This window comes from Mycolicibacterium wolinskyi str. Jessa 2025, from assembly GCF_049241375.1.
GTDB lineage: Bacteria > Actinomycetota > Actinomycetes > Mycobacteriales > Mycobacteriaceae > Mycobacterium > Mycobacterium wolinskyi.
Window position 1 is genome coordinate 1,046,692 of sequence record NZ_CP185960.1, and the last position, 19,511, is coordinate 1,066,202.

Annotated in this window: 29 protein-coding genes and 4 tRNA genes; 11 read left to right on the forward strand and 22 right to left on the reverse strand. The window is 65.5% G+C overall.

Features of this window, described 5'->3' with window-relative positions:
- Positions 1-6: 6 nt before the first annotated feature.
- From ACOI2T_RS05220 to ACOI2T_RS05300, 17 genes are all read right to left on the reverse strand, one after another.
- On the reverse strand, positions 7-294 hold the full coding sequence (locus tag ACOI2T_RS05220; RefSeq protein ID WP_409503801.1) for a 3'-5' exoribonuclease domain-containing protein: 288 nt from the start codon (positions 292-294) through the stop codon (positions 7-9).
- Between the two features lie 13 nt (positions 295-307).
- Entirely contained in the window at positions 308-436 is a 129-nt protein-coding gene (locus tag ACOI2T_RS05225) for a hypothetical protein (RefSeq protein ID WP_409503800.1), read from the reverse strand.
- 103 nt (positions 437-539) lie between these two features.
- Positions 540-761: a hypothetical protein gene (locus tag ACOI2T_RS05230; protein ID WP_409503799.1), complete on the reverse strand. Its 222-nt coding sequence runs from the start codon at positions 759-761 to the stop codon at positions 540-542.
- Positions 762-777: 16 nt separating this feature from the next.
- Complete coding sequence (locus ACOI2T_RS05235; protein WP_409503798.1) at positions 778-1,257, reverse strand: hypothetical protein; 480 nt, start codon at positions 1,255-1,257, stop codon at positions 778-780.
- Positions 1,257-2,048: a hypothetical protein gene (locus ACOI2T_RS05240; RefSeq protein WP_409503797.1), complete on the reverse strand. Its 792-nt coding sequence runs from the start codon at positions 2,046-2,048 to the stop codon at positions 1,257-1,259. The genes ACOI2T_RS05235 and ACOI2T_RS05240 overlap by 1 nt, the downstream gene beginning before the upstream one ends.
- 4 nt (positions 2,049-2,052) lie before the next feature.
- On the reverse strand, positions 2,053-3,213 hold the full coding sequence (locus ACOI2T_RS05245) for a DNA polymerase III subunit beta (protein WP_409503796.1): 1,161 nt from the start codon (positions 3,211-3,213) through the stop codon (positions 2,053-2,055).
- A complete protein-coding gene (locus ACOI2T_RS05250; protein WP_409503795.1) occupies positions 3,210-3,581 on the reverse strand; it encodes a DNA cytosine methyltransferase in 372 nt (123 codons plus the stop codon). The genes ACOI2T_RS05245 and ACOI2T_RS05250 overlap by 4 nt, the downstream gene beginning before the upstream one ends.
- Positions 3,581-3,736 carry a hypothetical protein gene (locus ACOI2T_RS05255; RefSeq protein WP_409503794.1) on the reverse strand — a complete coding sequence of 52 codons (156 nt, stop codon included), beginning with the start codon at positions 3,734-3,736 and terminating at the stop codon, positions 3,581-3,583. Before ACOI2T_RS05255 ends, ACOI2T_RS05250 begins: the two co-directional genes overlap by 1 nt.
- Positions 3,733-4,098 carry a hypothetical protein gene (locus ACOI2T_RS05260; protein ID WP_409503793.1) on the reverse strand — a complete coding sequence of 122 codons (366 nt, stop codon included), beginning with the start codon at positions 4,096-4,098 and terminating at the stop codon, positions 3,733-3,735. The genes ACOI2T_RS05255 and ACOI2T_RS05260 overlap by 4 nt, the downstream gene beginning before the upstream one ends.
- Entirely contained in the window at positions 4,095-4,352 is a 258-nt protein-coding gene (locus tag ACOI2T_RS05265) for a hypothetical protein (protein WP_409503792.1), read from the reverse strand. Before ACOI2T_RS05265 ends, ACOI2T_RS05260 begins: the two co-directional genes overlap by 4 nt.
- A gap of 59 nt (positions 4,353-4,411) precedes the next feature.
- A complete protein-coding gene (locus tag ACOI2T_RS05270) occupies positions 4,412-4,780 on the reverse strand; it encodes a hypothetical protein (protein WP_409503791.1) in 369 nt (122 codons plus the stop codon).
- Complete coding sequence (locus tag ACOI2T_RS05275; RefSeq protein WP_409503790.1) at positions 4,777-5,037, reverse strand: hypothetical protein; 261 nt, start codon at positions 5,035-5,037, stop codon at positions 4,777-4,779. Before ACOI2T_RS05275 ends, ACOI2T_RS05270 begins: the two co-directional genes overlap by 4 nt.
- Entirely contained in the window at positions 5,034-5,264 is a 231-nt protein-coding gene (locus ACOI2T_RS05280; protein ID WP_409503789.1) for a hypothetical protein, read from the reverse strand. The genes ACOI2T_RS05275 and ACOI2T_RS05280 overlap by 4 nt, the downstream gene beginning before the upstream one ends.
- Positions 5,264-5,440 carry a hypothetical protein gene (locus ACOI2T_RS05285; protein ID WP_409503788.1) on the reverse strand — a complete coding sequence of 59 codons (177 nt, stop codon included), beginning with the start codon at positions 5,438-5,440 and terminating at the stop codon, positions 5,264-5,266. Before ACOI2T_RS05285 ends, ACOI2T_RS05280 begins: the two co-directional genes overlap by 1 nt.
- Positions 5,437-5,907 (reverse strand): hypothetical protein, encoded by a 471-nt coding sequence (locus ACOI2T_RS05290; protein WP_409503787.1) that lies wholly within the window; start codon positions 5,905-5,907, stop codon positions 5,437-5,439. Before ACOI2T_RS05290 ends, ACOI2T_RS05285 begins: the two co-directional genes overlap by 4 nt.
- Positions 5,904-6,098 (reverse strand): excisionase family DNA-binding protein, encoded by a 195-nt coding sequence (locus ACOI2T_RS05295; RefSeq protein ID WP_409503786.1) that lies wholly within the window; start codon positions 6,096-6,098, stop codon positions 5,904-5,906. The genes ACOI2T_RS05290 and ACOI2T_RS05295 overlap by 4 nt, the downstream gene beginning before the upstream one ends.
- A gap of 372 nt (positions 6,099-6,470) precedes the next feature.
- Positions 6,471-6,543 (reverse strand) — tRNA-Lys (locus ACOI2T_RS05300).
- 155 nt (positions 6,544-6,698) lie between these two features.
- On the opposite strand from ACOI2T_RS05300, the gene ACOI2T_RS05305 reads away from it, so the two are divergent.
- The 3 genes from ACOI2T_RS05305 (at position 6,699) to ACOI2T_RS05315 (ending at position 6,999) form a co-directional block, all read left to right on the forward strand.
- Positions 6,699-6,771, forward strand: a tRNA-Glu gene (locus ACOI2T_RS05305).
- A gap of 36 nt (positions 6,772-6,807) precedes the next feature.
- Positions 6,808-6,884: transfer RNA gene (locus ACOI2T_RS05310), tRNA-Asp, on the forward strand.
- Between the two features lie 41 nt (positions 6,885-6,925).
- Positions 6,926-6,999, forward strand: a tRNA-Phe gene (locus tag ACOI2T_RS05315).
- A gap of 599 nt (positions 7,000-7,598) precedes the next feature.
- Here ACOI2T_RS05315 and ACOI2T_RS05320 read toward each other — a convergent pair.
- From ACOI2T_RS05320 to ACOI2T_RS05330, 3 genes are all read right to left on the reverse strand, one after another.
- The gene (locus tag ACOI2T_RS05320; protein ID WP_409503785.1) at positions 7,599-7,853 is read right to left on the reverse strand and encodes a hypothetical protein; all 255 of its coding nucleotides are present in this window, start codon (positions 7,851-7,853) and stop codon (positions 7,599-7,601) included.
- Positions 7,854-8,705: 852 nt separating this feature from the next.
- Entirely contained in the window at positions 8,706-9,212 is a 507-nt protein-coding gene (locus ACOI2T_RS05325; protein ID WP_409503784.1) for a Pycsar system effector family protein, read from the reverse strand.
- The gene (locus ACOI2T_RS05330; protein ID WP_409503783.1) at positions 9,209-9,958 is read right to left on the reverse strand and encodes an adenylate/guanylate cyclase domain-containing protein; all 750 of its coding nucleotides are present in this window, start codon (positions 9,956-9,958) and stop codon (positions 9,209-9,211) included. The genes ACOI2T_RS05325 and ACOI2T_RS05330 overlap by 4 nt, the downstream gene beginning before the upstream one ends.
- Before the next feature lie 1,091 nt (positions 9,959-11,049).
- Here ACOI2T_RS05330 and ACOI2T_RS05335 point away from each other — a divergent pair.
- Positions 11,050-11,505: a hypothetical protein gene (locus tag ACOI2T_RS05335; protein WP_421875990.1), complete on the forward strand. Its 456-nt coding sequence runs from the start codon at positions 11,050-11,052 to the stop codon at positions 11,503-11,505.
- A 442-nt stretch (positions 11,506-11,947) separates the two neighbouring features.
- Positions 11,948-13,411 (forward strand): serine/threonine-protein kinase, encoded by a 1,464-nt coding sequence (locus ACOI2T_RS05340; protein WP_421875993.1) that lies wholly within the window; start codon positions 11,948-11,950, stop codon positions 13,409-13,411.
- Between the two features lie 249 nt (positions 13,412-13,660).
- On the opposite strand, the gene ACOI2T_RS05345 is transcribed toward ACOI2T_RS05340, so the two are convergent.
- The gene (locus tag ACOI2T_RS05345; RefSeq protein WP_409503780.1) at positions 13,661-13,978 is read right to left on the reverse strand and encodes a hypothetical protein; all 318 of its coding nucleotides are present in this window, start codon (positions 13,976-13,978) and stop codon (positions 13,661-13,663) included.
- A gap of 361 nt (positions 13,979-14,339) precedes the next feature.
- Between ACOI2T_RS05345 and ACOI2T_RS05350 the strand changes: the two genes are divergently transcribed.
- The 6 genes from ACOI2T_RS05350 (at position 14,340) to ACOI2T_RS05375 (ending at position 19,037) form a co-directional block, all read left to right on the forward strand.
- Positions 14,340-14,918: a YdcF family protein gene (locus ACOI2T_RS05350; RefSeq protein ID WP_409503779.1), complete on the forward strand. Its 579-nt coding sequence runs from the start codon at positions 14,340-14,342 to the stop codon at positions 14,916-14,918.
- A gap of 22 nt (positions 14,919-14,940) precedes the next feature.
- The gene (locus ACOI2T_RS05355; protein ID WP_409503778.1) at positions 14,941-15,177 is read left to right on the forward strand and encodes a hypothetical protein; all 237 of its coding nucleotides are present in this window, start codon (positions 14,941-14,943) and stop codon (positions 15,175-15,177) included.
- Positions 15,178-15,211: 34 nt separating this feature from the next.
- A complete protein-coding gene (locus ACOI2T_RS05360; protein ID WP_067846424.1) occupies positions 15,212-15,811 on the forward strand; it encodes a TetR/AcrR family transcriptional regulator in 600 nt (199 codons plus the stop codon).
- Positions 15,812-15,922: 111 nt separating this feature from the next.
- Positions 15,923-17,281: a cytochrome P450 gene (locus ACOI2T_RS05365; protein WP_409503777.1), complete on the forward strand. Its 1,359-nt coding sequence runs from the start codon at positions 15,923-15,925 to the stop codon at positions 17,279-17,281.
- Positions 17,278-18,183, forward strand: coding sequence for an alpha/beta fold hydrolase (locus ACOI2T_RS05370; RefSeq protein WP_409503776.1), 906 nt, complete (start codon positions 17,278-17,280; stop codon positions 18,181-18,183). The genes ACOI2T_RS05365 and ACOI2T_RS05370 overlap by 4 nt, the downstream gene beginning before the upstream one ends.
- Complete coding sequence (locus tag ACOI2T_RS05375) at positions 18,180-19,037, forward strand: SDR family NAD(P)-dependent oxidoreductase (RefSeq protein ID WP_409503775.1); 858 nt, start codon at positions 18,180-18,182, stop codon at positions 19,035-19,037. The genes ACOI2T_RS05370 and ACOI2T_RS05375 overlap by 4 nt, the downstream gene beginning before the upstream one ends.
- Here the strand turns inward: ACOI2T_RS05375 and ACOI2T_RS05380 are convergent.
- Positions 19,034-19,510 (reverse strand): DUF2834 domain-containing protein, encoded by a 477-nt coding sequence (locus ACOI2T_RS05380; protein ID WP_067846412.1) that lies wholly within the window; start codon positions 19,508-19,510, stop codon positions 19,034-19,036. The two genes, ACOI2T_RS05375 and ACOI2T_RS05380, sit on opposite strands and share 4 nt — an antisense overlap.
- Between the last annotated feature and the right edge of the window lies 1 nt (position 19,511).

The window sequence follows — 19,511 nt, forward strand, 5'->3', positions numbered from 1 at the left end:
TCTCGTTCACTGGTCGGCGTCCGAGAGTTCTTGCCGCCGCCGGATTTCGCGCAGCACCTGCCAGTTCCATCGCGCGTCGTCCAGGGCGTGGTGTTCGTAGCCTTCAGCGCGGGGAATCTCGTCGTCGTCGATGCCGAGTCGGACCATTTCCTGTTGCAGGTCGTTGGTCCACATGGGGATACCGTTGGGAAGGTGGATCATTCGGCCCCACAGCTGCGCAAGCGCGACATGGTCATAGGCTGCGTAGTAGGCCCAAAGCTCGAGGAACTCGGTGTCGTAGCAGTAGATGGTCATTTCGGGTGTCCTCTCAGGCGATCAGGCCGGTTTGGCGTTCACTGGGGATCGCGCGGTCGTAGGGCAGTCGTTCGCCGGGGCAGAGTTCGCGGCCGACCGAATCCCAGTGGGCCGCGATCATTCCGGTGCTGCTGGGGTGCACGTGCTGCCAGCAGACTGGGCAGGAATTGACCGGGTGGGCTGGATGCCAGCAGTCATGGCAGATGGTCGGCACGAGGGACATCAGGCACCGTCTCGTTTGTCGGTCACGCGGGTACTCCCAGTTTTTCGGCGATGCGGCGGCACCGGTACTCGATTTCGCCGCAGGATTTCCAATACTGGAGCGTGTCGACAATTGCTTGAATGTCGCGCTCGCTCAGTTCGTCGGTCGACGAGATGGCCCGCCAGGTGATGAATGACGACACCGCGAGGCGGTCGGCGCGTTGTTCGACGCGGCCGTCGCGGAAGAGGGCGAAGGCGCGGCGCACCAACGGCTTCGGCGCGTTAGGTGCCATCTGGCCCCCAACCGGTTGCGAGGTCGGCCCACTCGTATTTCTCGCGTTGGTAGTCGGAGTGGATGAAGCGCGCGACAGGGCCTGGCTCTTCGACTGATATTCCGTCCACGGCCAGGACCGCGTAGACGGGGCCGTAGCAACCCCAGCGGGTTTGGACGGGTAGGTGATGCGGCCGCGTGGTGAGGCGCTCCATGAACGGGCGTACGAGTTCGTCCTTGTCGACACCCGCCGGTGTCCAGGTGCCGCCGGTCATGTGCCAGCGGCCGCCAGGGGTCCAGATCTTCGACGGGTAGCCGTAGTAGAACTCCAAGTAGAGCCCGGAGGTGGTGCGGTCGTAGAACGGGTTGACCCCGCCAGCCCTGTGGGCGCTGGCGTTGAGGGCGGTGTCGGGCAGCAGCTCATCGAACAGAGCAGCGATCTGTCGGCACCGTGCGATCAGGTGGCGGCGGCGAACGGGAGAGATCGTCATCACGCGGCCGCGCTCTGGTCGATGGAGGACTGCGCGGCGGGGTGGCTCAGGATGCTCTTGACGGTGTCGTAGCCGACGCCGTGCTTGCGGGCGATCATGCTCGGGGCGGTGCCTTCGGCGCGCTCGGCGAGCACGGCGGCGACGCGCTCAGGGGCGATGCGCACCGCGCCCTGCGCGACGATGCGCTGGGCCGCTATGGCGTGCACGGGTGAGTGCGCGGGATGCTCGGCGGCGCGCACGCTGCTGAGCGCGGGTGCGGGCGGTGGCGCTGCGGGCCGCTCGGCGGCGTGCACGGGTTCCGGGGCCTGCGCAGCGGGCGGAGCGTCGGCGTGCACGGGTGCTGGTGGTTGCGCGAGCTGCTCGGTGCGCTGTGCGTCGGTGATGGCCAGCAACGCCATGGTGCAGCCGGTGATGCCGAGATCGATGGCCAGGGGGACGAGCAGCGCGAGCAGCAGCGGCATGCCCGCCCAGTGCACGGCCAGATCGCACAGCGCGTAGAAACTGAGCGCGAACGCGACGACTACGAGCGCGACGGTGATGCGCAGCGCTGCACGGTAGGCCGCGCCGACGATGCCGCATTGCACGAGCATGTGCACGCCGTAGGTCATCCCGAGCTGGGCGACCGGTGCTACGACGGCGATGCACGCCGCGATGAGTGAGGATGCGGCGTCGGGGTTGAGCAGTGCGTGGGTGACGTTGCCCGCGGTCGAGAAGATGACGGCACCGATGAGCCAGCGGCGGAAGAACCGGGCGGCGGCGGCGCGCTGGTCGCGAGTGTGGTGGGTGCTCATGGGGTTATCGCTTTCCTGAGATGCCGATGAGGAGTGCGAAGTTGTGGCACTCCAGAAGGTCGACCTTGGCCTCGGTGCGTTCCATCGCGCCGGGATGGATGCCGATCAGGTGGTCGGCCGGCTTCCCTTCGGGATGGCGGAATCCGAGGGTGACTTCGGCGTCGTCGATGACCGACAGGGCGTTGTGGAGGCGGCGGGCCGACAGGGCGATGCGGCGGTAGTCGCCTTGGTGGTGGGCGGCGATGCTGTCGTTGACCTTGCCGGTGGCGCTTCGGGTGGTGGTGACGGCCAGGCCCCCGGCATCGACCTCGATGTCTACCTGGGAGTTGCCGTCGTCGGCGATCGAGGCGGCGCGGCGCAGCATGAATGCGAGTTCGCCCGTGGGAACCGTCGAGGTCGACGAGTAGACGGCAGGCGTCAGCACTTTGGTGATCGCCGGGAAGTCGTCGGCGAGCTGGCGGGTCATGACGGTGGTGGCCGAGGTGTGCAAGCCGAACATCGAGCCGTTGCGCAGGATTTCGACCGGTTCGGGGGCGGGGCCGATGACAGCCTTGATGGTGGCCAGCATGTCGGCAGCGGGCACGGTGACCTCGTCGGTGGTGGTGCCGGTCCAGGGGACGCGTCGACGGCCGATGATGTAGCGGTCGGTGGCGCACAGCCACACGGCCCCCGGTTCAAAGGTGAGATTGAGGCCAGTGAGGTTGGCCGGCTCAGCGTCCTTGGACGCGAGTTCACCGATCACCTGCACCGCTTGGGCGAGCTCGTCACAGTCGGCGGTGCCGATGCCGTCGGCGTCGGGTGTCATGGTGGGCAGGGTCGGGTAGTCCTCGGTGTGCATGAGCGGCAACCGGAATGCCGTTCTTCCGGCCGTGATGACCATTTCTGAGCCGCTGGAGACGATGTCGGCGTCCTTGCCGCGCGGCAGGTTGCCGCCGACCGCTGAGAGCAGGCGGCCCGATACCACGGCGGTGTCCGCTTCGGCTACGTCGGCGGCGACGGTGCGGGTGGTGGCGCGGTCGTAGTTGAAGCTGGACATGGTGATCGCGCCGAGCTGGGCTTCGACCAGGACGCCGCCGAGGATGACGGGGTTCGGGCGCGGGGGTAGCGAGCTGATCGCGGCGTTGATCGTCTCGGCGAGAATGTCGGTGTTGATGGTGAGTTTCATTTGCCGCCTGCCGAAAGGCCCTGCTCGTAGGCCTTGATGGTGTTGGCCTGCGAATGGTTCTTGCAGCTCACGCCTGCGCAGACCATGTCGGCCGGCGGCAGGTCTCGCGCTGAGTGATAGTCCGACGCTTCGGGATTAACGAGATCAGCGATCCAATGCTCAGCCTCGGGATGGTTGGCCTCGTGGACTTGCACTTTGTAGCGGTTGTGATTTGCCGCCATGATGACGTCAAACCCGGCCTGCTTGATCCCGGTAGTCAATCCGCCGAACCCGGAGAACAGATCGACCGCCACGAGAGTGTCATGCCGGAAGCGGCGGCGCTGCGTCGCGGGGCGGTGCTCGGCCACGTTGACGTTCGCGTTGGCCATCACACCCCCGCCTTGCCAGCGAGGTCGGCCCCCATGCCGACGAGCATCGAGACGGCCAGCGAGACACCGAACATCGTCGGTGTGCCAACGGCGAGCGAGCCGAGGGCGAAACCCAATGCGAGAGCGGCAATTAGGGCCAATGCGCGGGCGGTCATCCCAGCCCCCCGCAACCGTGCGGCGCTTCCGGGGGCGTCGGCGTGCCGTCCACGCGGATGCAGCGCGGGCCTTGCCAGAACGCGCCGACTCGGAAGTAGTTGAGTCGGGTGCCGTCGGCGAAGTCGACGCCTTCGCAGTAGCCGCCATAGCCGCTGCCCGCGCCGCCGCCAGGGCACCAGCCCGACAGCGGCAGCGGGATGCGCAGATCGAGTGCGGGCCGGGGGCCGGGGTTGATGATGATGATGTCGTCTGCGCGCGCCTCACTGAGGTAAAGCGAACCGGTGGCAGCCAACACCCAGCCCGACGCGATCGCGGCCAGGACTCGGCGTGCGGTGCGCTTGTGCATGGTTGGGCGCTTCATCGGGCGACCATCCCGGCCGCTGCCGCGCAAGAACTCTCGCCAGTCCAGGCCCCGTCGTAGTACCAAAGGAACTGGGCAGCCAGGAGTGCTTCGTCGAGTCGGAGGCTCTCAGCGTTGCCGAGGGGCGGCAGGCTCGCCGCGCCGACGCGGTCGGCTTCGCGTTCGATCGCGTCGGCCAAGACACGCATGTCGAACAGGTCGTTCCACGCCTCGGCCTTCTCGTCGCGCTGGTGCTCTATCGTGGTTTCTGACACGGGACATACCTCCTGTTGTCGATGGCCTGGGGTCGGGCCCACACCCGCCCCCAGGCCGCTTACCTGTTGGGGGACTTGGTGATACGGAAGTCGGCCCGCAGTGACCGGGCGAAGAGTTCAACGAGGTCGTCGACTTGGGCCCACCCGGCCGCGTGCGCCTCGGCGAGCAGGTGCGCGGACAGGTCGTCGAGACTGACCGGGCGGGAGCCGTCGACCGCGTCGGCGATGTCGCGCAGACTGTCCGCGACCGCCCGGTAGCCAGGGTTTGGGTCCATCCCGACTGCGCCGAACAACGCCCCCAAACCGCCTTTGAGGTCGGCAGCGGCCTTGTCGATTTCGTCGCAGTACCAGTCGCGGTCGCGCTTCGGTACGAATTGTTCGACGGCGTCGATCGCCCAGGGAAAACCGATCGAGTCACGGTCAGTCACGGGGTCACCACCCCGGCGGCGGCGTCGTGGGAGGTGAGTTCGTCGATCCGTGTGACGAGCAGCTCGGCGAGATTGGCCCATTCGTCGTGGGACCGGCGCAGCGCGCCGAGGTCGCGGCGAAGCTGCTCCAGTTCGGCGTGGCGCTGTTCGCGCTCGGCGTCACGCTCGTTGAGGCTGTCGAGCGCATCGAAGTACGCCGACTTGCCACCGTCCGGGAATACGGGGACCACCAGGCACTTGCAGTGGTTGGCGGTCATGATGCAGCCGCCACGTGCCCGCAGCTGGTGAACTTGTCACCGTTGTCAGTGCGGATGGTGATGGTCCGGTTCGCGTGCTGCACGACGAGACCGGTCACGGTGGCCATCACGCCTGCCTCGTTGTCCCACTCTGTGAACTGCACGGCGCGGCCTGGCTGGTGGTGCGGCAGGGCGCAGGGTGCTGGCGGTGCCGTGCGGGCGCGGACGTTGACGGGTGCCCCGGCCATCAGAGGTCGTCGCTGTCTGCGGCCAGCTCGGCGGCGTCGTCGATGAACGCGGTTCGCGTGTCTGCGTCGATCTGAGCGTGGAGCTTGTTGTGGGCGTTGGTGTCGCGGGCACCGATGAGCCACCCGACCGCCAGCGACCCGACCAGCAGCGCTACCAGCCCCGCCGAGGCGATCACAAGGCACCGCCCTGGGGCTTGGCGCGACCCGGACCAGCTTCCCCTGCTGGTCCGGGTCGCTCTCTTACGCTCTGGTTGTCCAGACCATCGAGCGAAAGAGAAATCTCATGACGCGACCCTTGAGAGTCACTGACCTCACGCTTCCGGAAGAAGCCAGTCGAGCAAAGAAACTCCAGAGCGATGTGGGTGATGTCCTCCGACGAAACCTGACACGCCCTGATCGGGGTGTCGTCGCCGAGAAGGCATTGCTCTACGGGCTGTTGAGCCTCGTTGCCGAGCTTGAGCGCGAGGTCAATGAGCTGCGCGCTATCGTTCGCGGTGACTGAGCCGGCCACGTAAGCCGCGAGATTGCCGAGGTCGCCAATCATCACCAAACCGAGGGCGACCCCGATCTCTTCCCGCACGATCGCGCGCACCTGCGCCTCACTCGCGGCGCTCACGTGGACGCGCCCCGCCGAGGCCATCACGCGTTGACCTCGGCGACTGCCGCCTCAGCGTCCTCGGGACGAATTCGGTACTGGCCACCCGGAAGTCGCACCGCTTTGATGCGGCCCTCGCTGAGGTAGCGCTGGACAGTACGCAGCGAAACCTGCCACTGTTCGGCTAGTTGGGAAGCTGTCAAAAAGGAATCGATATGCGTTTCCGCCATATCCGGCATGCGGAGGAACGTATGGCGTAACGCCATACCTAGTCAAGCGCGACACACCCATGGCGCATTTGTCGCAATATGTCGTATGGTGTCGCCTATGACGATTGGTGCTGAGGTTGATTCGGATCCCGGAAAGCGCAGCAATTCACTGATCGGTGAAGAGGTGCACACGCTGATGTGGCGCTCTGGGCGCACGCAGAAGCAGCTGGGGCAACTGCTTGGGGTCGATCAGGGGTCGATCTCAAAGCGACTGAAGGGCAAGACCGAGTGGGCGGCGTGGGAAGTAGCCGCAACCGCGGCCTGGCTGAACGTGCCCATCACGGACCTGATTCCAGAAATGGAAATCTCCCCCGACGGCGGTGACGACGGGGGAGCTGCCGGTGCCCCCACCAGGGCTCGAACCTGGGACCTGCGGATTAAAAGTCCGTAGCTCTACCAACTGAGCTATAGGGGCGCGGAGACACAGGATACTTGGTGCGGCGAAGGCGTGTGCGGGCACCGGCCCAACCGCCTGTGACCATTGGGTTTGAGGAATTCGGCCTTTGTACCCTAAGCTATCGAAGCTCCCAACGGACAACGTCGCGAGTACCCCGGAGAGATTCGGATTAGGCCCCCATCGTCTAGTGGCCTAGGACGCCGCCCTTTCACGGCGGTAGCACGGGTTCGAATCCCGTTGGGGGTACGCTACGCGGTAACGCGGAGCACGCAGGAAAAGCAAGGCCCTGTGGCGCAGTTGGTTAGCGCGCCGCCCTGTCACGGCGGAGGTCGCGGGTTCAAGTCCCGTCAGGGTCGCCATCACGGCGAGGCACTTCGGTTTGCAAGAGCCGAGGCCTTCCGGCCAGGTAGCTCAGTTGGTATGAGCGTCCGCCTGAAAAGCGGAAGGTCGCCGGTTCGATCCCGGCCCTGGCCACTCAGATTTGTGGTTTTCGTCTTGACAGAGAACGTCAGCCGGCGCTTATTCCCACGGCTTTGTCCAGAACATCGGCTACTTCGGTGTGGACCTGCCTGCGCCTCATGTAGACGTCCTGCGTCATCGAGGGCCTAGCGTGCCCGAGCTGGTCGGCCCCGATCCGCGCCAATATGCCGGCATCGTCGATCAGTGTGGCCACCGTCTTCCGGAACGAATGACTCGATACGTCTGGTAGCCCAGTGACTCCCGGACTTCCCGCCACTGATTTCCGAAGTTGTCCGGATCTCTCAGCGTGCCACGTCGATGAGGGAAAGACCACCCCTGCCGTGTTCGGTCCGGCCCATTCATCCTTGCGGCGCCGAGGGCATCAGCGGCGAATTGGGGGAGCGGTACTGACCGCTCGCCGCCCGCCTTTGGTCCGGTCCTGCAGCACGAGGCTTTGGCCCTTGAGTCGCACCGCCGAGCTGGCCGCGGTGAAGCACCCTCGGATCGAGATCCACGTCGGTCACCGCAGGCACAGGAGCTCGGAACGGCGTAGCCCAGTGCCTGCCAGAACGGTCACCGGGTCGCGCAGATCCCTATTCACACTCACCTCTGATTTAGCGATCGTTGTCAGCAGTGTGCGAACCTGATCCACCGCGAGGGCCGGCGAACCCTTCGTTCTTCCGCTCGGTCTCCTTCTTCCGCCGCGGCGCTATCTCCCGCACGGGGTTCGATCCGATCGCACCGACCATCTCCGCATCGGTAAGAACCGAGTTCAACGCCACCTTGGTATGCCGCTCGTTGGTCGCGCCGTGATCCCTGCGGATGCTGTTCAATATCTGTTTCAACAGACCCGCATCGGCCTCACTCACCCGGATTCCGGGGAACGGCGACCGTATTCAGCGTCGCTTCGTACGTGTCGATCGCCGAGCGAGGGCACCAGGACCGCTGATCTTCCGCCTGACCTCGGACGCGGCTCGCAGCCTCGCCGCAACCCTGATCCGTGCAGCAATATCGAACAGGGCCTGTACCTGTGAGTACCGACCGGCACGACGTGGAGGCTCGCCCCGACTGTGGGGCGGGCTCTCCCGAATCGCAGCAAGTCAGTTGAGCAGGCCAACATGGATGGCACGTTCAACGCTGCAGCCACAGCCAGTGAGTACCTGCTGGCCATGGCGATTCGAAGCAGTTCCTCATCGTCGACCGCATCGGCGCCGCCATCGAGCGCGTCGGCCACCTGCTCGGCTCCAACCGCCGGCCCAACGGCAGCCGCGGCGCCCTGCTGTGGTGGCGCACCGGCTCGGACGTCCTGCTGCCCCAGGCGTTCCTACTGCGCAACATCGCTATCACCCCATAAGACCTCCGCGGCTGGGCTGCTCTCGTGCGTATGAGCAGCCCGGTCACGGAACGCGGTCCGGCGTCAAACCCGCGTTTGACCTTTCCGTTCGGGCAAGGACCACCATGACGGCGATGAGGGCAGAGTGGATACCTGCGCCGGACCGCACCACAAACAACCCCTGACCAGCGCATCCGGGGGAGGGAGGTAGCCATCGCGCCAGCCACCCCCGACCTGACCCCGCCCGGTCGAGTTTCGCGGTGTGTACGGACTCTGGAGATTTAACGATATATCGGTCAAATTTCCCAGACCCGTACAGACGGAGGCTCCTAACTGGGGCGCGGTCAGGTGACTGCGGCGCTGATGATCGCCAGGCGCCCCCTGGGGTCTACGGGCTCGTTGTTGCCGCGCCGGCGCAAAGCCCGAGCAGAATGACACCGACCACAGCCAGTGTCATTGACCATTGCACGAAGACGTGCTTATTCCAGGCGATCTTGCTCATCTGGACGAGCTGTCGTGCGAGAACCGGAGCAATTGGCGTGTTGTTGAGGTGATTCACGACAGCATCGTCGTCGAGTAGACGCAGATGTCCGAAGTAGATATAGGAACTTGCCGCCTCAGCCTTAAGATTTGGGGCACGAAGGCGTGGTCTGACGACCCAGACGGCGGATAGGACACTGGCAACTAGAACGACGATCCCGAGGACGTAGAGCGTCACTGGGAACCATCCGCTTAGCTTGTCGAAGACGCGGTCGGATCCCGAGAGGGTCACGACTCCGGCGAGCAGAGCGGCTTCGATGGTGAGTGCGAACGATGCCTTGGTGTCGACCTTTCCGGTCCAATCAACGAGCGCAGCGTGGATCTTCCACGCGTTATCGACTGGATCGTCGCTCACCCGTACGACCTCCTCCAAGTTGAGGTTCGAATAGACTCCCATCTTCCGCCGCCGATATCGATCATCTTGGGCTGAGTCCATATGCTCTGGACGTCGTCGCTGTCTGAAGATGAGTTCTTTGAAAAGCAGTTGTCGTAGGCGAGCTTGTCCCAGACATAGTCGGTGATTATGGTTTGGCCGCCGCCTTTGTAGTCGCTCAGTTTGGCAGCAACGTTGGGAGCGCTTCCGATGGAGACCAGGTCGTTATGTCCCCGGACGCCAGCCCGGACGATGAACGCAAGGCCCAGGTCGACCCCGGTGCGGTGCTTAACTTTCCACTCACTATTGATCCACTTCTCGCGGTATGCATCGTTGTATATGAGCAGGTTGTCGTGCACCACGGTGTCGACCACCCACTTGATGCGCAATGCGGCATCGACCGCTTTGTCAGCGGCGTCATCTCCGATGAAGATGGCCATCACCCGGTCGCCATCGAAGCTGCGGATCTCGCCACCGCGGTCGCGAAGCACTCGAGATACGGCGTGCAGGTAGGCGCGGATGATTTTCGCTGCGTCCTCCACGGAGAACTTCTCCGCCATTCCAGTCGAATCGGCCATGTCGGCGTATAGGTAAGCCGCCGTGAGGTAGACAGCGCCGTCCTTCTGGACAATCGACTCGGTGGTGGGAACATCGCGTCCCCACCGAATGTTAAATGGCGACCGCACGATGTCTCGTACGGCGGACTCGCAGTCGGACTTGAAACTCAAGCTCGGGACACCCAACTCTTAAAGGCGGACCCGGTCAATCGGCCGCCGGGGTGCTGGTGATTTTGACGCTTATTCGTTTAGATTGCCCACGACACGCCGAGAATCGATCAGAGTTGTTGACAATTGCTCGATCGTGAACGGCGTTGCAAATCAGGTGGTTTCGGAAGCAACACGGCGTGTCGAGAATCCTCGACCTAGAAGCGGAAGGTTGCCGGTTCGATCCCGGCCGTGGCCACTGAGAGGACCCGCTCCCGTTGGCGGGTTTCTGTATCTGGAGACGGTTGTCGCGAGCCCTCCGATGACCCACGTTGACCCATTCCGTATTTCACCGACAAGGTGCGGCGTAATCCCGACCACGAGCTGCGCCGTTCGGCGACGCGGCTGATTCTCTGTGAATCGCCCGTCCGTCGAGATGGCGCCGAGGTAGCCTCAGCGCACCATGAGGACACAGCTGTTGGTGGTCGCCGCAGTGTATGCCGCGTTGCCGAAGTGAACACGGGCGTGGCGTCGGCGAATGAGTATTCGTGCGTCAACGCCGCTGCGTCGAACAGCTACGTCAACGAGAACTAGTTCCTCGCGGGGTCCAACAGGACTGCGCCGTCGCATACGGGATCGCCTATGCGGACGGCATCAGCACTGAAGCTCAGGCCGGCGCTGCTGTCGCTGCCGCCGAGGAGTACTTGCGTTCGCGCGGGTACGACGCTGCGACAGTTGAGCGGATGGACATCGCCGGACACGGGGTGTAACTACCGCGAGTTACTCCGCGGCTCTGCCCGTTTCGCGGTCGTGATCGAGTTGAGCACCGCCGCGACGTCGGCCAAGGCGTCGTGGGTCCTGCGCGCATAAGTCCTCAGGGTGAGGACTGCATCTGGTGCTCCAACCACGCGGCGATGAGGACCACAGGTACGCCGCGCATGTGCGTCACATTTTGCGCACGAGTGGCGCGCATCGTGCAGCCGGACGTGGGGGTGACAGCGCCTGAATCGCTTTGAGGCGTTCGTATCACCGGCCGCGCCGAATCTGCAACGCGGACTCGACAAGCTCACGCCGCAGAAGTCCGACTTGTCGCCCACCCAGGGCGCCATGTCCTAATGGCAGACGGCAGCTACCAGGGGAGGCGAACCTTGCTCGACATACCCGCCGCGAACCGGCTCGGGAAGTGGGCCTCGCTGTGGGCCGACCTCATCCACGCGGACATGGCCTTGCACGAGCGGTCGCAGCTGCAGTCGATCCCCGCCACGGCATTCGCGCGGCGAGCGCTCTGGGAGTCCGCGATCGTCAGCTACGGACGCATGCAGGCCAGTGGCAAGAAGCGCAAGCTCGAGCATGAGGATTTGTTGCGAAAGGCACAGGGCGAACGCGGGATCGAGTTCCACGAGATTCTAATGAGCTGGCGCCACGGACACGTCGCCCACCGCATGTCGAGTGCCTACGAAGCTGTGCGGGTGTTCGCAGACCATCTCGACGACGTACCCGAGACCCTGGACTCGATCCGCGCCGAGGTCGTGACATCACTGGGGCCGCCTATCAACTCTGATCTGGAGTAGGAGTTCAGCGCCCACGTCGAGGCGCTGCGCGTCACGCTGTGGGAGCAGTACTTGGCCCCGATCGGTGAGGTGCTGGCCGAGCAGATGCCCGCGGGCAGCCGATGACAGCAGCCTGGAATCCACACCCCGATGCGGCGACGCGCGCGACGCTGGAACTCACGCTGTGGTCGCGGACGAACGGGACCGGAGTGAGTTAGGGAACGAGCCGTTCCCAAGGCACCGCCTCGTCAGCACCAACATCCTCCGACCGATGAGGTGTACTCATCGGTCTCGATCGACTCCTCGCGCATCACGGTGGAGCCGCCCCGCGAGTCGAAGTGCACCACTGTGTGAACCTGCGCCGGATCCGGGTCCCACGCGCCACCGCGCCTGCCACACTCACAGCGTGCAAATCACCGAGATCGCGGGGTACCGAGTCATCCGGCAGCTCGGTGCGGGCGGGATGGGCCAGGTGTTCCTCGTGCAGCACCCGCGTCTGCCTCGTCAGGACGCGCTGAAGCTGCTCGACGCCGGGGTCTCCCGCAACGACGATTTCAAGGCGCGGTTCCAACGCGAGGCCGATTTGCTTGCCCAGCTCTCACACCAGAACATCGTGACGCTGCACGACCGCGGTGAGTTCGAGGGCCGGCTGTGGATCACGATGGAGTACATCGACGGCACGGACGCCTCGGAGTTGCTCAAGACCGACGGCCCGCTGGGCCCCGACCTTGCGGTCCAGCTGGTCGGCGCCGCAGCCGCGGCGTTGGACTACGCCTGGCGCAAGCAGCGCGTCACGCACCGGGACGTGAAGCCGGCGAACATCCTGGTGGGCATTGATGACACCGACGGGGCGCCGCAGATCGAGTCGGTGAAGCTCGCCGACTTCGGAATCGCCAAGGCCGCCGGCGAGTCCACCTCGTTGACGTCCACCGGGATGACCATCGGGACCATGCAGTACATGTCGCCGGAGGCGATTGAGGGCGAGGTGGTCGACAGTCGGTCCGACATCTATGCCCTGGGCTGCACCGCGTTCCACCTTCTGACCGGGCAGCCGCCGTTTACGGGAACCTCTATCGCCTCGACGATGTCCGCGCACCTGACCAAGCCAGTGCCTGCCATCAGCACGATCAACTCTCATTTGCCGGAGGGTTTGGACGCGGTCTTCGAGCGGGTGCTGGCGAAAAGCCCCGACGACCGGTATCAATCCTGCGCGGACTTCGTCACGGCGCTGCAGGAGGCAGCCGGTGGCGAGGTGCGCTATCCGGCCTCCGCTCGGACGCTAACGGCGGCGAAGTTGCCGAGATCTGGCGCTGTTGATTCGGACGCGCCGACGAAGCTGCGCAAGACAAGCGGGGGAGAGAGCGTGCCGCCCCAGCGGAAGTCCCCTGCCGTTCCGATCCTCGCTGCGATCGTGGCAATGCTCGCAGTCGCTGCGGGGGTGCTCGGCGTGTACGCGACCCGCGTTGGGAACGAAGAGACTTCGACAACGGGCACCCCGACCGCGGCGGCGCCGATACCTCCGTTCCCGACGACAACATCGAGCGTCGAACCGGCACCCCCGCCGCCGGTCGTGACGACGACAGCAGAGACCACCACGACGGTGCTCGACAGCACGGATCCGACAACCACCGGAGCACAGGCAGCGTCCGCAGCGGGTGAGCAAATGTTTGTCACCGCGGCCGCCCAGTTGCCGAACTACGTGAAGCCGGTGGGTAGGTACTCAACCGATGCCGACCTACTTGCCGCGGGGTATCGCGCCTGCTTGATGCTTGACGAGTACCCGACCGACGCCATGGCAGCCACCCGCGCCTACTACCCGTCTGGCAACCAGGTGGACGGTGGGATCACCTTCGACGGACAGCAATTCGTGATGTATGCAGCGCTGTATTTGTGTCCGCGGCACGCGCACCTGTACGAAAGCTTCTGAGTCGAGGCACGCCTCCCGCCCCTGCGCCAGCGCGGTGAGCCCCGCGGTCCAACCGCCCGGCCGTCGATCAATCGGCCGCGCAGTTCCGCAGCGGCCGCGTCCTCGCAGATTGACAGCACGGCCTTCCGGAACGCAGTTGGTCTCGAGCTGCGTATCCGAAGTTGCGGCGCGTGGTGGCGAACTTACTGCGGGATCGGCGGCTCGGCATGTCCGTCGAGGAGGTCTACTCGGAGACGCTGGGCTGACCGCCTACTCCGCAGTACCCAGCCGCATCTCGGCCCGTGGCATGATCGGCAGCTCCGCGCAGGCCTCCGGTTCTCGTAGTGCCCGCTGCTTGTCGGCGAGCAACGTGTCGAAGTGCTCCTTGGCCACCACCAGGGAGCCTTGGGCCGGGCCGAACCCAGGTGTCGACGTCGGGTGCACGTCTGGGCAGTCGGCCATGCAGCAGCCACACTGCGACCAGCGGGAGAAGTCGACCGCATCGTCGCTGGCCTCTTCGCTGCGGATCGACGGATTGATGCAGTGACCGTCAGCGGAATCGATGTGGTCGCGGCGGGGCAGTCGCACAGTTCGGTCAAGTCGGTCATCGGCGGGAGCTTGTCACGAGTCGGTGACACGTCGCGACCCGATTGTCGCGGGTGCTAGAGGCGACGACCGGAGAGGGTTGCGCGCCGTCGACTACTTCCCGCGCCTTCGCGCCTTTCATCGATCATCGACTGGATAGACAAATCGACTTGAGCCGCTTCGTAGTCGTCGAACTCCTCCTGAGTTGCGTCGTCAACTTCCAGTTCCATCTCCAGCGGTACGGCCGTCTCGAATAGATGGTCTGCCTAACAGCAGGCACACTGCACCACAAAAACCATATCTGTAACATCATCCCCAAACGCACCGATAAACACGCGTGTCGCAATTTTCTCGGGGGTGGATTGTGGGGAAACGGCTGAGAGTCGCACTCGGGGGCGCTGCGCTGGCCTTGGCGGTCGTGTGTGGCGGGGTGGCGCCGTCGATCGCGCAGGCCGCTCCGCCGGTGGCGAGCAAGGACTTCTCGAAGCCGGCCATCGTCATCCTCGGTTACGGCCTCAAGCCCGATGGCTCGATGCGCACGATTCTCTACCACCGCGTGCTCACCGGTCTCGTGATCGCGCAGTCATTTCCGCAGTCGCCGATCATCGTGACCGGCGGCAACCCCCAGAACGGCCAGACCGAAGCCGGGCAGATGCGCAATCTGCTTCTGCTGCTTGGTTTTCCGGCCAACCGGATCATCGTCGAGGATCGGGCGAACAGCACCGTCCAGAACGCGCAGTTCTCGGTGCCGCTCGCCAAGAAGGCCGGCACGTCGGGCATCATCCTGGTGACCTCGTCGACGCACCAGGGCCGCGCGGACCAGAACTTCGCCGATGCCGGCGGCAATATCCTGGCCACCGTGAGCTTCCCCGACGGGAATCCGTCGGTGAACATCGCGCAGTTCGTGCGTGATGTGCTGAGTCCGTTGACGCCGATCGGCTGATAAGCAGGTCTACCCTGGCGCTATGTGCCGGATCGTGACGGCCTGTTTGGCGCTGGCGGTGATGTTCGCGCCCTCGGCGACGGCCGAGCCCGCCTACCGCGATCCCACCGGTGTGTACTCCGGCGGCCCGGTGCCGACGATGAACGGCGTGCCGTGTGTGGCCGGGCATCTGGGAACGTGCCTGGCGTTTCAGCAGAACCAGCCCCGCGGCTCGGGCCCGAGGTCCACATTCGGCCACAGCCCGACGGTGCGCCGCTGAAGCAGCGGCTCGGTCAGTACGATTGCAGCCCGATATGAACAGTGCCGCTACCGCCGTCGAGGCCGACAAGAGTGCCTTTCGGCTCCGCCTGCTCGACGCACTCGAGGCGTCGATCATCGAGGACGGCTACCAGAAGACCACGGTCGCCGATATCGTCCGCCGTGCCCGCACCTCACGCCGCACCTTCTACGAGCATTTCGCCGACCGTGAGGAGTGCTTTGTCGCCCTGCTCACCAACGCGAATGCCGAACAGGTCCGTCAGATCTCGGCCGCCGTCGATCCGCATGCGCCGTGGCGCGATCAGGTCCGCCAGGCCATCGAGGCGTGGATCGCGTCGGGTGAGGCGCATCCCGAGCTGATGTTGAGCTGGATTCGCGACGTGCCGTCGCTGGGCACGTCCGCACGCGCGCTGCAGCGGGAGGCGATGGAGAACTTCATCGCGATGGTCCAGACGATCAGCGACACCGAGGAGTTTCACGCTGCGGGAGTCCAGGTGTCGCGTCAGCGCGTGATCATGGTGCTGGGCGGTCTGCGCGAGCTGACCGCGATCACCGTCGAGAGCGGCGGCCGGATGAGTGACATCACCGAAGAGGCCGTCGACGCGTCGATCGCGTTGCTGGAACCCCGCGGGTAGCGCACACCCCCTCGGGCGCGCTGACGGCTGGAGCAGGACACCTTGCCGTGAGCGGTACCGCGGCGTACCGTACGTCTGGTACATCGCGGTACCGACGCGGGAGGGGCAGGCATGGCGGAGGCGACGACAGATCCGGTGCGGTTACCGCCAGGCCCCCGGATCCCCAAGCTCGTCACCGGGATAGCGTTCCTGGCCGCGCGCCACCGGGCGGTCGCGGCGGTCGGTCGACGCTACGACGGGGCGTTCACCGTCGACCTGCCGATCTTCGGCGAAGCCGTCGTGGTCAGCGACCCGGCTCTGCTCAAAGACCTCTTCACCACGAACGGTGACCTCGTCGGCCGCGCCGCCAACCTCGGCACGGTGTTGGGGCCGGGCTCGACGTTCAGCCTTGACGGGGACGATCACCGGGCCCGCCGCAAGCTGCTCGTGCCCCCGTTTCACGGCAAGCGCATGGCCGGCTACGAGGCCATCGTCGAGGAAGAGGTGCTGCGGGAGAGCGCCGGCTGGCCCGAGGGTCGCGAGTTCGCGACGTTGGAGCCGATGATGCGGATCACCCTCAACGCGATCCTGCGCACGGTGTTCGGGGCCCAGGGCCAATCTCTCGACGAACTCCGCGAACTGCTTCCGCCGATGGTGCCGCTCGCGTCCCGCATGGCGGTGCTGCCCGCGGCGCTGCGCCGCGACCTCGGCCCGTGGAGTCCATGGGGCCGGGTGCAACGGTCGCGCCGCCGCTACAACGAGATCGTGACGTCGCTCATCGCCGAGGCGCGTGTCGATCCTGACTTCGACAGCCGCTCAGATGTGCTGGCGCTCATGCTGAGTGCGCGCTACGAGGACGGCACACCGATCTCCGATGCACATGTGGCCGACGAGCTGCTGACCCTGCTGGCCGCCGGTCATGAGACCACCGCAACGACTTTGGCGTGGGCGATCGAGCGGTTGCGCAGGCACCCGCGGCTGCTGGCCCGGTTGACCGCGGAGGCCGACGCCGGGGGATCCGAACTGCGTCAGGCGACGATTTGGGAAGTGCAGCGCACCCGCCCGGTGATCGCCGCCACGAGCCGCGTTGCGCGGCAGCGATTGCGTCTGGGGGAGTGGGTGATTCCCGAAGGTCATGTGGTGATCGCGAGCATCGCGCTGTCACACGATTCCGAACGCAATTTTCGCGATGCCAAGGCCTTCGATCCGGACCGGTTCCTCGGCGCCAACCCGGACACCCATACGTGGATTCCCTACGGCGGCGGTATCCGCCGCTGCATCGGCGCCGCGTTCGCCAACATGGAGATGAACGTCGTATTGCGCACGCTGCTACGGGAATTCGAGTTCCGCACCACCTATTCGCCGGGTGAACGCACGCATTCCAGGGGCATCGCGACGGCGCCGAGCCGAGGCGGTCTCGCGGTTGTCTACCGGAGAAGGGATAGATCGCCGGTGATCACGAACCGCGCCGCCGAGGAGGTCAGCGCATGACCGAGCAGCACATCGTCGACGTCGGGCGTGGAATCCGGCTGTGTTACGAGCAGTTCGGCGACCCGGATGCGACGCCCGTCGTGCTCATCGCCGGGCTGGGCCAGCAATTGCATTCGTGGCCTGACGGGTTTGTCAGGGCTCTGGTCGACCGGGGATATCGCGTGACCCGGTTCGACAATCGCGACGCCGGACGGTCCACCCACATGTCGTATCCGCCGCCACCTCCGCTGGCCATCCTGCGCGGCGGCAATCACCCCGACCAGTACCATCTCGGCGACATGGCCCGCGACACCGTGGGACTCCTCGATGCGCTGGGTTACGAGCAGGCACACCTGGTCGGCATCTCGATGGGCGGCATGATCGCGCAGACCGTCGCCGCCCACCATCCGGGCCGGGTGACGACGCTGACGTCGATCATGTCGAACACCGGTGCACCCCGCATCGGCAGGCCGGCGCCGTCGACGTGGTGGCGGATGGCCACGGCGCGTCCGCCGCGAACCCGTGCCGAGGCCACCGAAGCCGCGGTGAAGATGTTCCGGCACATCGGTTCTCACGGCTATCCGTTCGACGAGACCTGGGTGCGCGAGACATCCGGCATCGACTGGGATCGTGACCCCGCCGCGTCGAAGGGGACGGCCCGGCAACTGGCAGGCATCTTCGCGTCCGTCGACCGCACCGCCGAACTCGCACACATCGACGTGCCGACGTTGGTGATCCACGGTGACCGCGATCGGATGGTGCACCCGACCGGGGGCGCCGCGACCGCCAGGGCGATTCCGGGTGCGCGGCTGGAAACCATCACCGGCATGGGACACGACCTGCCCGTCGGTGCCTGGCCGAAACTGCTGGATTTGATCACGGCGCACACCGCCGTCCACCCCGAACTCAAGGAGCACCAGTGAGCAAGCGTCGAACCATCAGCGGCCGGACCATCGTCATATCGGGTGCCGCGTCGGGTATCGGACGTGCGCTCGCGCAACGGCTTTCGGCGCACTCGTGCCCGGTCGCGATCTCCGATGTCGACGAGGGCGGTCTGAAGGAGACCGAAGCCTGCTTGCGCGGCCCGGTCCTGGCCCGCGTACTCGACGTGCGTGACGTTGACGCACAGCGCGATTTCGCCGCCGAGGTCGCCGACTGGGCGCCACAGCCCATCGGTGCGGTGTTCAACAACGCCGGTGTCGCCGTCTCGTCGAGTGTGCTCGACTCGGTGCCGGAGGACGACAACTGGTTGTGGGACATCAACTTCCACGGTGTCGTCAACGGCACGCGCGCGTTCCTGCCCATCCTGGTCAAACAGGACGAGGGCGCGATCGTCAACACGTCGAGTGTCTTCGGCCTGGTGGGCATGCCCAACCAAAGTGCCTACTGTTCGGCGAAATTCGCGGTGCGCGGGTTCACCGACTCGCTGCGCCAGGAACTGCGCGGGACGGGCGTCACCGCGATCAACGTCCACCCCGGTGGGATCAACACCAACATCGTCCGCAATGCCCGGTTCCGCAAGGACCCCGAGGGCCGTGGCCGCAGCCACGAACAGATGGCGGACGAGTTCGCCGCGATCACGATGACCCAGCCCGACAAGGCCGCCGAGATTATCCATCGCGGGGTGGAGGCGGGCAAGGCCCGGATCCTGGTGGGGCCGGACGCGTACGTCTTCGACGCGCTCGCGCGCATCGCACCCACGCGGTATTACGACGTCATGAGCATGGCCATGACGCGGCTGCGCAGCCGAGCCGCCGCGGCGACCCCTCAGCGCTAGCCGACCGGCAGCCCGGCCTGCTGGTGGCGGCGCTGGCGCTCGATGGTCGCGAAGTAGAACGCGAATGCGAACGCGAAGCTCGTGAACAGGCTGGAAACGAAGAACAGCCAGGGATGGCGGATGCCGCGGCGCAGTCCATCGATGATCGTGAACAGCGGCAACAGAATGACATTCGCGATCGTGTAGTCGGCGCTGGCCGAACTCGCGGCCGGATTGGTGTAGCCGAGCTGGATGAACTCCGTCCAGCTTCCCGGACCCCAGATCGGATTCCCCCCGGGCACGGCATATTGGGCCACGAACTGCGAGTTGAAATACCAGCACAACGGGATCGACGCGATGCCGACGAGGTAGAACGCGAGCTCCGTCTTGGAGAACTGTGGGCCGGGCGGGCGGCTGAAGATCTGTGGATTCAAGCGGACCACGAGCGCGATGACGGCGATACCCAGTACGGCATGAACGATGAGAGACACCATG